At 71.1% G+C, this 13977-nt stretch carries 9 protein-coding genes; 5 read left to right on the plus strand and 4 right to left on the minus strand.

Annotated features, from left to right (window positions below; all coding sequences use genetic code 11):
- Window positions 1–100: 100 nt before the first annotated feature.
- The 3 genes from ACIGWZ_RS27525 to ACIGWZ_RS27535 form a co-directional block, all read right to left on the minus strand.
- Window positions 101–1018 (minus strand): hypothetical protein, encoded by a 918-nt coding sequence (locus ACIGWZ_RS27525; RefSeq protein ID WP_400069148.1) that lies wholly within the window; start codon window positions 1016–1018, stop codon window positions 101–103.
- Window positions 1019–1231: 213 nt separating this feature from the next.
- A complete protein-coding gene (locus ACIGWZ_RS27530; RefSeq protein ID WP_400069150.1) occupies window positions 1232–2344 on the minus strand; it encodes a metallophosphoesterase in 1113 nt (370 codons plus the stop codon).
- Between the two features lie 281 nt (window positions 2345–2625).
- Window positions 2626–3726 (minus strand): LacI family DNA-binding transcriptional regulator, encoded by a 1101-nt coding sequence (locus ACIGWZ_RS27535; protein ID WP_400069152.1) that lies wholly within the window; start codon window positions 3724–3726, stop codon window positions 2626–2628.
- Window positions 3727–4098: 372 nt separating this feature from the next.
- Here ACIGWZ_RS27535 and hisC point away from each other — a divergent pair, with 372 nt between their 5' ends.
- The gene (hisC, locus tag ACIGWZ_RS27540) at window positions 4099–5178 is read left to right on the plus strand and encodes a histidinol-phosphate transaminase (protein ID WP_400069154.1); all 1080 of its coding nucleotides are present in this window, start codon (window positions 4099–4101) and stop codon (window positions 5176–5178) included.
- A 69-nt stretch (window positions 5179–5247) separates the two neighbouring features.
- Here the strand turns inward: hisC and ACIGWZ_RS27545 are convergent, their stop codons facing one another.
- A complete protein-coding gene (locus tag ACIGWZ_RS27545; protein ID WP_400069156.1) occupies window positions 5248–5616 on the minus strand; it encodes a cyclophilin-like fold protein in 369 nt (122 codons plus the stop codon).
- Window positions 5617–5872: 256 nt separating this feature from the next.
- On the opposite strand from ACIGWZ_RS27545, the gene ACIGWZ_RS27550 reads away from it, so the two are divergent.
- From ACIGWZ_RS27550 to ACIGWZ_RS27565, 4 genes are all read left to right on the plus strand, one after another.
- A complete protein-coding gene (locus ACIGWZ_RS27550) occupies window positions 5873–7381 on the plus strand; it encodes a cytochrome ubiquinol oxidase subunit I (RefSeq protein ID WP_400069158.1) in 1509 nt (502 codons plus the stop codon).
- Window positions 7382–7390: 9 nt separating this feature from the next.
- Window positions 7391–8431, plus strand: a complete 1041-nt coding sequence (cydB, locus tag ACIGWZ_RS27555) for a cytochrome d ubiquinol oxidase subunit II (RefSeq protein WP_400069160.1) — start codon at window positions 7391–7393, stop codon at window positions 8429–8431.
- A 12-nt stretch (window positions 8432–8443) separates the two neighbouring features.
- Window positions 8444–12064: a thiol reductant ABC exporter subunit CydD gene (gene cydD / locus ACIGWZ_RS27560; RefSeq protein WP_400069162.1), complete on the plus strand. Its 3621-nt coding sequence runs from the start codon at window positions 8444–8446 to the stop codon at window positions 12062–12064.
- A gap of 162 nt (window positions 12065–12226) precedes the next feature.
- The gene (locus tag ACIGWZ_RS27565) at window positions 12227–13906 is read left to right on the plus strand and encodes a GAF domain-containing sensor histidine kinase (protein ID WP_400069463.1); all 1680 of its coding nucleotides are present in this window, start codon (window positions 12227–12229) and stop codon (window positions 13904–13906) included.
- Window positions 13907–13977 lie beyond the last annotated feature (71 nt).

Here is a 13977-nt window from a genome sequence, read left to right on the forward strand (position 1 = left end):
CCTGGGGCGGCGCCGGTGTGCGGGGGCGCAGGAGAGTCGGTGGGCTGACCGGTGCTGTTGCGGGGCGTGGGGGCCCGGCAACAGCACCGTCGCCACCGGCCTATTCCGGCGGTCCCCCGGCCGATCCCCCGTACTCCGGGCTCGTGAAATCCGGGCTGGAATAGCGCGGACGCGACCCCGACGAGCCACTGTCGGGGCTCGAGAACGTGGGGCGGGTGTAGCCGAGGGTCGGGATGCGGGGTTGGGGGGCGGGGCGGGGGACGTACTTGGCGGTGTCCGGGTCCGGGTCTGGATCCGGGGAAGGGCCGGTGAGGGCCTCGCGGAGAAAGGGGAGAAGGCCGCGTTCGAGGAGGGCGTGGCACCAGGCGTCGTGGGCGCGGTCGAGGTCCACGGCCAGGAGCGCCTCCGCTCTGGAGGCGCGGGAGGACGTCGAACCGTTGCGCAGGGCCGTGATGACGAGGCCCGCCATGGCGACGAGGGCGCCCGCCGCCGTCAGGGCGGCGAATATCCAGCCGACGCTGATCAGCGGCTGCGCCATGGACTTGTCGGGGCTGACGGCGCGCAGGACGTAGCCGATCAGGAGGAAGAGGACGGCGGCGATGCCGGCGAGGACCGGGACGAGGACGGCGATCATGGCGGCCAGCCCGGCGCCGGCCTCCGTGGCCTCGGGTGGGGGCGTGGCGTCGGCCGGGTGCGTACCGGTGGCCAAACCTGTTGCCTCGTCGGTCGTCCCATCCCGCTCCGAGTCCCCCGCCCCGTCCCCGGACGGGACGGTCGCGGGGGTCCGCAGGGCGGTGCGGAGCTGGACATAGCGTTGGTATTCGGCCGTGGCGCAGGCGGCGATAGCGGTGGTGGCGCTGAGAGCCATCGTGCGCAACTGCTCGGCGCTGAGGTGCGGTCCCGCGGCGGCGGCGAGGCCGTCCGGGCGGTGTTCGGCGGTGCGCAGTGCCTCATCGAGGAGCCGCGCGAATTCCGCGCGGTCCTCGTTCAGCAGGTGCGGAGCGCTGTTCATGTGCATCCCCCGATGCTCCGTAGGGCCGTACGTGCCGGCTGGGCCGGGCAGTGGGCGGAAACGGAGGAGAGCCTGCTACGGATAGCCCGATGGTAGAGCGCCTCCGGCGGGGGGTGACAGTGAGTTTGCGGAATTTGAGTAATGCCGCGACCGGTTTCCGCCCTGACCGAAGGCCCGCCGTCCGCCCGCCGGCCCGGCGTACATCTGCCCGGAGATGGCTCAGTCAGTCAGGGGGAGCTGGACCACCAGCAGTTTTCCGGCCATGGTGACGCCGCCGTCCATCGCGATGGCGAGACCGTCGGCGTAGACATGTGGACCGTCGACGGCGATGCCGTCGTTGTCGCCGTCCTCGGTGCCGACCTCGCCGAGCAGGTACGGGATCGGGCTGTGGCCGTGCACCACGCGCTCGCCGCCGTAGGCGTCCAGGAGTTCGCGTACGGCTTGTGAGCCGGACTCGTCGCGGAAGGCGAAGCGCTTGGTGAACTTGCGGAACAGGTCCCAGACTTCGCCGGCGTCGCTGCGGGTCAGCACGTCGTGGACGGTGTCGTTGACGGCCTCGATGGAGTCGCCGTATTCGAGGTAGGCGGTGGTGTCGGAGTGCACGAGCAGGTGCCCGTCCTCCTCCATCACGGCGTCCAGGCGGGCCATCCACTGCAGGTGGTGGTCCTGCAGGCGGTCCATGTCGGACTTCTGGCCGCCGTTGAGGAGCCAGGCGGCCTGGAAGGAGGCGGTGCCGGCGCCGGACTGGATGGGGGTGTCGCCGAACCGCTTGGCGCCCAGCAGCAGCAGCTCGTGGTTGCCCATCAGGGCCTTGCAGTAGCCGCCGGCCGCCGCGGCCTCGGCGGAGAGCTGCATGACCAGGTCGATGACGCCGATGCCGTCCGGGCCGCGGTCGGTGAAGTCGCCGAGGAACCAGAGGCGGGCGTTGCCGGCCGCCCAGTTGCCGTCGGCGTCGATCAGCCCTTCGGCGGCCAGCGCCTCGCGCAGCTCGTCGTAGTAGCCGTGGACGTCGCCGACGACGTACAGCGGGCCCATGCCGTCGGGCGCGTCCTGGTCGACGGCCGGTTCGGCCGACGGCATGAGGTCGGCAGCCGGGCGGTCGATGAGGGTGTCCGTGCGGGCCGCGCCGATGACCGGGAGGTCGCGCGCGGTCGGCGTGTACTCCTCGGGCAGCTCGACCGGCGCGGCGGGGGTCGGTACCAACGGCGGTGCGGCCGGGGGCCCGGCGGGCAGATGGACCGGCGGTGCGGCCGGCGGCATCGGCGGCGGCCCTGCGGGCGCGCCGGAGTGCGGTCCGGGCGGCACAGGAGACGCCGGTGCTTGCTCCGCCATGGTCCACACCATGGGTCCCTGACTGGCCCCCTGAGTCATTGACCCCTCCACCGTCGCGCCGCCGTGCACCTCTCGGACCTTGCCTGGTCGACGGCGGTCCGCGGTGTCGTGCGCCCATCATAGGAATGCTGCTCGCGGGTTGTGACGCACCCGGGGGTGGTCAATCGGCCGGAGCCCGGCGTTCGCGGCTGATTTCTCCCGGGATCGCCCTGTTTTTTCCTGACCGAAGGAGGCGTGTGGGCGGCGATGTTACGCGTGATTCGTCGTGTGACGGCACGCGCTCAGGCACCGGCCGGTCCCCGCGGCGGGCTCACGGTCGTGCGGGGGGAACGTCGCTGGGACGAGGTCCGCACGATCAGATCGGTCGGTATCACCTGTTCGATGGGCCGGCCGTTGTCGAGGCCTTCGATGGCGTCGATGAGGATCTGGACGACGGCCGTGCCGATGCGGCGGGGTTTGAGGGAGAGGGTGGTGATGGGCGGCTCGGTGGTGGCGTAGACGGTGGACTCGCTGCAGCAGACCAGCAGCAGATCCTCGGGGACGCGCAGGCCGTAGCGCCGGGCGGCGGCGAGCAGGTCCGTGCCGTTGGGGTCGAAGAGTCCGTAGACGGCGTCGGGCCGGTCCGGGCGGGCCAGCAGCCGGTCGGCGGCGACGGCGCCCGCGCAGGGGTCGTGGGCCGGGTAGGACTCGTAGACCGGATCCTGGCCGACCCGCTCGCACCAGCTCAGATAGGCGGTGGTCGACAGCCGGGTGTAGGTGTCGGTGGTGTTGCCCGTGAGAAGGCCGATGCGGCGGGCGCCGGCGTCGGCCAGGTGGTCGAGTAGGCCGAGCACGGCGGCTTCGTGGTCGTTGTCGACCCAGCCGGTGACCGGCAGCGCGCCACCGGGGCGGCCGTCGGAGACGACGGGGATGCCGTGCCGGACGAGTTCGGTGACGACGGGGTCGCCGTCGGCGGGGTCGATGACGACGGTGCCGTCCAGTGCGACGTTGGACCACACGTCGTGGCGCGAGGTCGCCGGCAGGATGACCAGTGCGTACCCGCGGGCCAACGCCGCGGAGGTGGCGGCTCTGGCCATCTCGGCGAAGTAAGCGAATTCGGTGAAGGTGAAAGGTTCATCCCCGTACGTGGTCACGGTCAGGCCGAGGAGGCCGGACTTGCCGGTACGGAGGGTGCGGGCGGCGGCGGACGGGCGGTAGCCCAGCCGGTCGGCCACCTCGCGGACGTGGCTACGGGTGGCATCCGGAAGCCGGCCCTTGCCGTTGAGCGCGTCGGAGACAGTCGTGATGGACACACCGGCTGCGGCGGCCACGTCCCGGATGCCCGCCCGTCCCAGCCGGCGACCGGTCGACCGGCTCACCTGGTGCTTCCCTGCTGCTGTCATGGCGAGCCGATAGTAGGGCTCGGCAGAGCCATTCGCGGGGCCCCGCCGAGGGTCGCTAAAAGGTACGTTTCTGCATGGTGATGGACCATCAATCTCCTTTGAAAAAAAGGTAGTTGAGTCTCGCAGTGATCATACGAGGGGATTTCGGCCCTCTTCGCCTGTCGGTCGGTCCAGGTCTCGAAGAGGTCTCAAGTCACCTTCACGAGGGACGCGCGCCACGGCGCAAGCCACCGGCGCGTAACAGAGCGGGGAGCGCTCCCCAGAGCCTGTGCGCGGGGCGTGCCTCAGGAATCGGGGACTGCCGCCGGACGGGGCAATCCTCATAAGGTGTGCAGTATTGGAGTCGAGTGGGACGGTCGAGGAGGACCTGCGGTGAGCGAGAAGACCCCGAAGCTGCGTGCTGCGCTGGACGGCATCCCCACGTACAAGCCGGGCCGGCCCGCCGCGGCCGACGGTCCCGTGGCCTACAAGCTGTCCTCCAACGAGAATCCCTATCCGCCGCTGCCGGGGGTCCTGGAGAGCGCGGTGACCGCCGCCGGGTCCTTCAACCGGTACCCGGACATGGCCTGTACGGGTCTCATGGCGGAGCTGTCCGAGCGGTTCTCGGTGCCGCTCGCGCACCTGGCGACCGGGACCGGCTCGGTGGGCGTGGCCCAGCAGCTGGTGCAGTCGACGGCCGGGCCCGGCGATGAAGTGATCTACGCCTGGCGGTCGTTCGAGGCGTACCCGATCGTCACCCAGGTCTCCGGCGCCACTCCCGTACAGGTGCCGCTGACCTCCGGCGAGGTGCACGACCTGGACGCGATGCTCGCCGCGGTCACCGACCGGACCCGGCTGATCTTCGTCTGCAACCCCAACAACCCCACCGGCACCGTCGTCCGCCGTGCCGAGCTGGAGTCGTTCCTGGACCGCGTGCCGGGCGACGTCCTGGTGGTGCTCGACGAGGCGTACCGCGAATTCAACCGGGACGAGCAGGTGCCGGACGGCATCGAGCTCTACCGCGACCGGCCGAACGTCTGCGTGCTGCGGACCTTCTCCAAGGCGTACGGCCTGGCGGGGCTGCGGGTCGGGTTCGCGGTGGCGCACGAGCCGGTGGCCGCGGCGCTGCGCAAGACGGCCGTGCCGTTCGGGGTGAGCCAGCTGGCGCAGGAGGCGGCGGTGGCCTCGCTGCGCAGCGAGGCGGCGCTGCTGGAGCGGGTCGATGCGCTGGTGGCGGAGCGGGCCCGGGTGGTCGACGGGCTGGCCGGGCAGGGGTGGACGGTCCCCGAGTCGCACGCCAACTTCGTCTGGCTGCGGCTGGGGGACCGTACCGTCGACTTCGCGGCGGCGTGTGAGCGCGCCGGGGTGGTCGTGCGGCCCTTCCCGGGTGAGGGGGTGCGGGTGACCATCGGTGAGAGCGCGGCGATGGATCTGTTCCTGCAGGCAGCGGAGGAGTTCCGCAAGGCGCTGTAACGCATTGCGGGGTGTTGCAAGGCGCCGTAAGGCGTTGCATCGAGGCCGTGGGTCGGTTGACTCGCGGCCTCAGGCTTTGTGTACGTGGATCGTGTCGCCGCCGCGGACGGTGGCCAGCGCGCGGGGGTCGCCGTCGATGCGGCCGAGCACATTGCAGGGGGAGGCGAGGCGGGACTCCTCGCCCCGGGAGATCGGCGTAGGTCCGTACGGCAGTGCCAGGGCGTTGCCCTCGGTCCAGAAGGCGACCGTGCCGGGTTCGACGACCTGGCGGGCATCGGCTTCGAGTGCGGGCGCGAGGCCGGTGTCGAAGTAGACCTCTTCGCCCCAGGTGTGGGCGGTGCCGTCCATCGGGAGTGCCGCGAGGAGCGCGGCGGCGGTCGGGGTGTCGTCGAGGGTGGCGGTGACGTGCCCTGCGGGCCAGGAGATTCGGATCTTCATGGCGACGAATTCAACAATATGTTGAAGATCAGCGGAAGGGGTGCGTGGGGGCGCGTAATAAGCCTGGAATAAGGATTCACGTGCCATGGATTTTGGCGTGACGGCGGTCACGTACCCCCCTTATCGAAGGTCGGAGGCTCATGGGTAATAATGCTTGTGAATGTGAACGCGTTCACAAGCGCACTCGGTCCGTGTCGGTCCTGGGACGCAAACGGGACATGACCGACGTGCAACGGCGACGCAAGGAGGAAGCGACGTGGAACTGGCGTTGGCGCCAGAGACTCTGGCGCGATGGCAATTCGGCATCACCACCGTCTACCACTTCCTGTTCGTCCCTCTGACGATCTCCCTCGCCGCTCTGGTGGCCGGACTGGAGACCGCATGGGTGCGAACGGCGAAGCAGAAGTACCTCAAGGCCACCAAGTTCTGGGGCAAGCTGTTCCTGATCAACATCGCGATGGGTGTCGTCACCGGCATCGTCCAGGAGTTCCAGTTCGGCATGAACTGGTCCGACTACTCGCGGTTCGTCGGTGACATCTTCGGTGCCCCGCTCGCCTTCGAGGCGCTGATCGCGTTCTTCTTCGAGTCCACCTTCATCGGACTGTGGATCTTCGGCTGGGACAAGCTGCCCAAGAAGATCCACTGCTTCTGCATGTGGATGGTCTCGATCGGCACGATCCTGTCCGCGTACTTCATCCTCGCCGCCAACTCCTGGATGCAGCACCCGGTCGGCTACAAGTACAACGCCGTCACCGGCCGCGCCGAGCTCACCGACTTCCTCAAGGTGCTCACCCAGGACACCACCCTGGTCGTGGCCTTCCACACGCTGACCGCCGCGTTCCTGACCGGTGCCGCGTTCATGGTCGGTATCTCCGCGTACCACCTGATGCGCAAGGAGCACATCAAGGTGATGCGTACCTCGCTGCGCCTCGGCCTGGTCACCCTGGTCATATCCGGCCTGCTCACCGCGATCAGCGGCGACGAGCTGGGCAAGGTCATGTTCAAGCAGCAGCCGATGAAGATGGCCGCCGCCGAGGCGCTGTGGGACAAGGAAGAGCCCGCGCCGTTCTCCGTCTTCGCCTACGGCGATGTGGAAAAGGGCCACAACACGGTCGCCATCGAGGTGCCCGGCCTGCTCTCCTTCCTCGCGCACAACGACTTCACCTCGCCGGTCCCCGGCATCAACGACGTCAACAAGGCCGAGCAGCAGAAGTTCGGGCCCGGCGACTACCGGCCCAACATCCCGGTCGCCTACTGGGGATTCCGCTGGATGATCGGCTTCGGCATGTCGTCCTTCGCCATCGGCCTGGCCGGCCTCTGGCTCACCCGGAAGAAGTTCTGGCTGTCGCCGGGGCTGCGTACGGGGGACGAGGAGCCACCGCATCTCGCGCTCACCAAGAACAAGGTTCTCGGCGCCCGGCTGAGCAAGTGGTACTGGTCGCTCGCCTTCGTCACCCTCGGCTTCCCGCTGATCGCGAACTCCTGGGGCTGGATCTTCACCGAGATGGGCCGCCAGCCCTGGGTCGTCTACGGCGTGCTGCGCACCTCCGACGCGGTCTCCCCGGGCGTCTCGCAGGGCGAGGTGCTCACCTCGCTGATCGTCTTCACCACGCTCTACGCGATCCTCGCCGTGGTCGAGGTCAAGCTGCTGGTGAAGTACATCAAGGCCGGACCCCAGGAACTCACCGACTCCGACCTCAACCCGCCCACCAAGATCGGCGGCGACCCCGCGGACGCCGACCGGCCGATGGCCTTCTCGTACTAGGAGGCGGCTGTGCAACTCCACGACGTCTGGTTCGTCCTCATCGCCTTCCTGTGGACCGGGTACTTCTTCCTCGAAGGATTCGACTTCGGGATCGGCGTCCTCACCAAGCTCCTCGCCCGTAACCGGAGCGAGAAGCGCGTACTGATCAACACCATCGGCCCGGTCTGGGACGGCAACGAGGTCTGGCTGCTCAGCGCGGGTGGCGCGACCTTCGCCGCCTTCCCCGAGTGGTACGCCACCCTCTTCTCCGGCTTCTACCTGCCGCTGCTGCTGATCCTCGTCTGCCTGATCGTGCGCGGCGTCGCCTTCGAGTACCGCGCCAAGCGGCCGGAGGAGAAGTGGCAGCGCAACTGGGAGACGGCGATCTTCTGGACCTCGCTGCTGCCCGCCGTCCTGTGGGGCATCGCGTTCGGCAACATCGTGGGCGGAGTGAAGATCGACGCGCACAAGGAGTACGTCGGTGGCGTCCTCGACCTGCTGAACCCGTACGCGATCCTCGGCGGACTGGTCACCCTGACGCTGTTCACCTTCCACGGCGCGGTGTTCGCCTCGCTCAAGACCGTGGGCGACATCCGGGAGCGGGCGCGCCGAATGGCGAGCGTCCTTGGACTGCTCGCGGCCGTGGCCGCGGTCGCCTTCCTGGCCTGGACCCAGGTCAGCAAGGGGGACGGCAGCAGCCTGATCGCCATGATCGTCGCGGTGGCGGCGCTGGTCGCGGCTCTCGGAGCCAACCGGCTCGGCCGCGAGGGATGGGCGTTCGCGTTCTCCGGGATCACCATCGCGGCCGCGGTCGCCATGCTGTTCCTGACGCTGTTCCCCAACGTCATGCCGTCGACGCTGAACGAGAGCTGGAGCCTTACGGTCACCAACGCCTCGTCCAGCCCCTACACCCTGAAGATCATGACCTGGTGTGCCGGGATCGCCGCACCCATCGTGATGGCCTACCAGGCGTGGACGTACTGGGTCTTCCGCAAGCGGATCGGCACTCAACACATCGCCGACGCCCATACGCCGACCGCCGACGCCCCCACTCCGACGCCCACCAGCTGACGGAGGTTTCACGTGAAACCGATCGACCCGCGCCTGCTCCAATTCGCCCGCGCCACCCGCCACTTCCTCGTTGCGGTGGTGGTCCTCGGGCTTGCCGGGGCGGGGCTGGTCGTCGGACAGGCCATGCTGATCGCCGAGATCGTGGTCGGTGCCTTCCAGCACCATCTCGATCTCGGCGCTCTGACCACACCGATCGCGTTGCTCGCCGCGGTCTCGGCCGGCCGCGGGCTGGTCTCCTGGCTCACCGAACTGGCCGCTCACCGCGCAAGCGCCGCGGTCAAGTCCGAGCTGCGGATGCGGCTGATCGAACGGGCGGCGCGGCTGGGGCCCGGCGCCACGATCCGCCGTACGGACGCCGGCGGGAAGGCCCCGGACGAGGGCGGAGCGGACGCGGAAGACGCCGGCACGCTTCAGATGCGTACCGGCGAGCTCGCCACCCTCGCCACCCGCGGCATCGACGCCCTGGACGACTACTTCGCGCGCTATCTGCCGCAGCTGGGTCTGGCGGTCGTCGTCCCCGTCGCCGTACTCGCCCGGATCGTCCTGGGCGACTGGATCTCCGCGCTCACGATCGTCCTCACCCTCCCGCTGATCCCGCTGTTCATGATCCTGATCGGCTGGGCGACCCAGTCGCGGATGGACCGCCAGTGGCGGCTGCTCGCCCGGCTCTCCGGCCACTTCCTCGATGTCGTCGAGGGCCTGCCCACGCTCAAGGTGTTCGGCCGCGCCAAGGCCCAGGCCGCCTCGATCCGCGCCATCACCAGCGAATACCGCCGCGCCACGCTGCGCACCCTGCGGATCGCCTTTCTCTCTTCCTTCGCCCTCGAACTGCTTGCCACCATCTCCGTCGCGCTGGTCGCGGTCGGCATCGGCATGCGGCTGGTGCACGGCGAACTCGATCTCTACACCGGCCTGTTGGTGCTGGTCCTGGCGCCCGAGGCCTATCTGCCGCTGCGGCAGGTGGGCGCGCAGTATCACGCCGCGGCCGAGGGGCTGTCGGCCGCGGAGGAGATCTTCGCGGTGCTGGAGACGCCGCTGCCCGCGCCCGGCACCGCGCCCGCGCCCGAAGGCACCGCGCTGGCGGTCGAAAACCTGGTCGTCCGGCACCCCGGGCGCACCGCCGACTCTCTCCCCGCGACCTCGTTCGAGGTCCGGCCCGGCGAGACCGTCGCCCTGGTCGGCCCCTCGGGCGCCGGCAAGTCCACGCTGCTGAGCGTGCTGCTCGGCTTCACCGAACCGGCCGAGGGCCGCGCGCTGGCCGACGGCCGGGACATCGCCTCCCTCGACCCCGACAGCTGGCGGCGGCGGATCGCCTGGGTCCCGCAGCACCCGCATCTCTTCGCCGGCACCCTTGCCGAGAACGTACGGCTGGCGCGCCCGGACGCGGACGACGCGGCGGTACGGGCCGCCCTGCGCGATGCCGGGGCACTGGACTTCGTCGACGCGCTCCCCCACGGCGCGGCCAGCCGCCTCGGCGAGTTGGGCGCCGGACTCTCCGCGGGCCAGCGCCAGCGCATCGCGCTCGCCCGTGCCTTCCTCGCCGACCGCCCGATCCTGCTGCTGGACGAGCCGACCGCGAACCTCGACGGCGAGACCGAGGAGGCCATCGTGGCCGCGGTCCGCCGCCTGGCGGTCGGCCGGACGGTCCTGCTGGTCGTCCACCGGCCGGCGCTGCTGGCGGTGGCGGACCGGGTGGTGCGGCTGGCGGGGCCGTCCGCGGCCTCTGGCGCGTATTCGGACGCGGATTCGGTTTCACGTGAAACAGGCGCCATGCCTCCCGCGCCGTCCGCGTCCCCGTCCCCCATGGCGACCGACGGCGCCACCGACCTCGACTCCGCCCCGACCGCTGCGCTCACCCGCCTCCGCCGCCTTGCCCGCGCCCGCCGGGCGCGCTTCGCGCTGGCCCTCCTGCTCGGGAGCCTTGCGGTGGGCAGCGCGGTCGGGCTGATGGCGACCTCCGGCTGGCTGATCTCGCGGGCCGCGCAGCAGCCGCCGGTGCTGTATTTGATGGTGGCCGTGACCGCGACCCGGGCGTTCGGCATCGGGCGGGCCGTCTTCCGCTACGCCGAGCGGTTGGTCGCGCACGACGCGGTGTTCCGGATGCTCGCCGACGTACGTGTTGCGGTCTTCCGACGCCTGGAGCGGCTGGCGCCGGCCGGTCTGAAGGAGCGCAGCCGCGGCGATCTGCTCTCCCGGCTTGTCGCCGATGTCGATGCGGTGCAGGACTACTTCCTGCGCTGGCTGCTGCCCGTAGGGGCCGCGGTGCTGGTCGGCGCGGGCGCCGTCGGGTTCACCGGCTGGCTGCTGCCGGAGGCCGGCGCGATCCTTGCCGTCGGGCTGCTGCTCGCGGGCGCCGGCGTGCCGCTGCTCTCGGGCGCGCTGGCCCGGCGGGCGGAGCGGCAGCTGGCGCCGGCCCGCGGTGCGCTGTCCACCCGCGTCGTCGATCTGCTCACCGGTACAGCCGAGTTGACCGTCGCCGGCGCCTTGGCGGCCCGTACGGATGCGGCCCGCCGCGCGGACCGCGACCTGACCCGGATCGCCTCCCGCTCCGCGACCGCGGCCGGTATCGGCGCCGGGCTCTCGGCGCTGCTGTGCGGGCTGACCGTCGCCGCGGCCGCGGTGGCCGGTGTCCAGGCCGTGCACGCCGGCCGGCTGCACGGAGTGGCGCTGGCCGTGGTCGTGCTCACCCCGCTGGCCGCGTTCGAGGCGGTGGCCGGGCTGCCGCTCGCCGTGCAGTACCGCCAGCGCACCCGACGCGCCGCCGAGCGGGTCTTCGAGGTGCTGGACGCCCCCGCGCCGGTGCAGGAGCCGGCCGCGCCGGCCGCCGCCCCCGAGGCGCCGTTCCCGCTGGTCGTACGGGATCTGAGTGCGCGCCACCCGGGACAGGCCGGACTCGCGCTGGACGGCGTCGGGTTCACGCTGACGGCCGGCCGGCGGCTGGCCGTGGTCGGCCCGTCCGGCTCCGGCAAGACCACGCTGGCGCAGGTGCTGCTGCGTTTCCTGGACCGGGAGGCCGGCGCGTACACGCTGGCCGGGACAGACGCCCAGGAGATGGACGGCGACGCGGTCCGGCGACTGGTGGGGCTGTGCGCGCAGGACGCGCATCTCTTCGACAGCTCGCTGCGGGAGAACCTCAGGCTCGCCCGCCGGGGCGGCCCGGACGTGGCGGAATCCGGCGACCGGGACCTGTGGGACGCGCTCGAGCGGGCGCGGCTGGCGGACTGGGTGCGGGGCCTGCCGGACGGGCTGGACACCATGGTCGGCGAGCACGGCGCCCGGCTGTCGGGCGGCCAGCGCCAGCGGCTGGCGCTGGCCCGCGCGCTGCTCGCGGACTTCCCGGTGCTCGTGCTGGACGAGCCCGCCGAGCACCTCGACCTGGCCACCGCCGATGCGCTGACCGCCGATCTGCTGGCCGCGACCGAGGGCCGTACGACGGTCCTGATCACGCACCGGCTCACCGGTCTTGACGCGGTCGACGAGGTGCTGGTGCTGGACCGGGGCCGGGCCGTCCAGCACGGCGGGTACGCGGAGCTGGCGGCGGCCGACGGCCCGTTCCGGCGGATGCTGGAGCGCGAGCGGGCGGTCGACGCGGCGTACGGAGCGGGACCTGCGGTGGCCCCCGTCCCCGCATAGGGTCCGCACTTCGGCAGGCCTGCGCGCCGCATAACCGGACTTTCCCCGGAAATGGGCCCTTATTAGGCTCATGGCATGGCAGCCACGGCAGGACCCTCGGACCCTATGGACGCCGGCTCGATGGACACCGGGGAACCGGACGCGTCCCCGGCCGGCGACCCCATGGACGCGGCCACCGAGGCCACCCGCAGTCTGCAGGGCCTGTCGTCCGAGCTGACCGCCCGGATCCCGCAGCTGCTGGAGGCGATGCGCACGGTCGGCGCGGGGCTCGATCTGCACATCACCCTCGACCGGATCGTGGAGACCGCGGCCGAGCTCGCCGACGCCCGCTATGCCGCGATCGGGATCATCGACGAAACCCGCGAGGGCCTGTCGGACTTTGTCACCTACGGTGTGACCGCCCGGCAGCACCGGCAGATCGGCGCGCTGCCCGACGGCCACAAGGGCCTGCTCGGCGCGCTGATCCACGACCCGAAGCCGCTGCGCCTGGCCGACCTCACCCAGGACCCGCGCTCGGCGGGCTTTCCCCCGGAGCACCCGCCGATGCGGACGTTCCTGGGGGTGCCGATCCGCGTCCAGAAGGAGATCTTCGGAAATCTCTATCTGACGGAGAAGCGCGGCGGCGGGGAATTCAGCGAGGAGGACCTGCACATGGTGCGGGTGCTGGCCACCGAGGCCGGTATCGCGATCGGCAACGCCCGGATGTATGCGGCGACCCGGCAGCGCGAGCGCTGGATCGACGGCTCGGTCGCGGTGACCACCGCACTCCTGGCGGGCAGCGATGTCGACGATGCCCTCGCGGTGGTCGCCGAGCAGGCGCGGCGGCTGGCGGACTCGGCGGCCGGCATCGTGCTGCTGCCCGACGACGAAGGCGGGCTGGAGATCGTCGCGGTCTCGGCGGACGACCCGGTCGGCATCATGGGCACGCAGATCCCGCCGGACAGCCCGGTGGCGGAGCAACTCCTCGCCGGAGAGCCGGTGTTCGTGGACGATTCGGCCACCGATCCGCGCATGGTGACGGATATCGCGCCGCGCTTCGGCCCGAGCATGATGCTGCCGCTCAAGAGCGGCGGCCGGGTACTGGGCACGCTCGCGATCCCGCGCAAACGCGGCGCCCGTCAGTACACGGCCGCCGAGCGGACGCTGGCCACCCAGTTCGCGGCGCAGGCCGCGCTGGCGCTGGTGCTCGCCGACGCCCAGCGCGACCGCGAGCGGCTGGCGGTCTTCGAGGACCGCGACCGTATCGCCCGTGACCTGCACGATCTGGTCATCCAGCGGCTGTTCGCGACCGGGATGATGCTGGAGAGCGCGCATCGCAAGGCCATGGTGCCGGAGGTGACGCGGGGCGTCGGCAAGGCCGTCGACGAGCTGGACGTGACCATCCAGGAAATCCGGACCGCGATCTTCGCGCTCCAGCAGGGCCCGGCCGAGGCGCCGTCCGGGCTGCGCACCCGGGTGCTGCGCGAGATCGGCACCGCCGCCGTGCCGCTCGGCTTCCAGCCGTCGGCGAACTTCGTCGGGCCGGTCGACTCCTTGGTCGGCGAGCGGACCGGCAAGAACCTCATCGCCGCGCTGCGCGAGGCGCTCTCGAACGCCTTCCGGCACGCGCAGGCCTCGCGGATCGAGGTGGTCGTCGACTCGACGATCACCTTGCCGGACGGGTCCGAGGGGGTCCGTCTGACGGTCGCCGACGACGGCATCGGGATCCCGGAGGGCGGTCGCCGCAGCGGCCTGAAGAATCTCGCCAGGCGTGCGGAGGCGCTCGGCGGTTCCAGTACGTACGGGCCCGGGCTGGGCGAGGGGGGCAGTGGGACGAAAGTGACGTGGGAGGCGCCGCTGTGAGGGGGCGGCGCTCGCCCGTTCGGGGCGTTGGACGGGCCATGAGGGCCTCAGATGCGGAGATTTCAATTTCC

Source organism: Streptomyces sp. NPDC053427 (assembly GCF_044544985.1).
GTDB lineage: Bacteria > Actinomycetota > Actinomycetes > Streptomycetales > Streptomycetaceae > Streptomyces.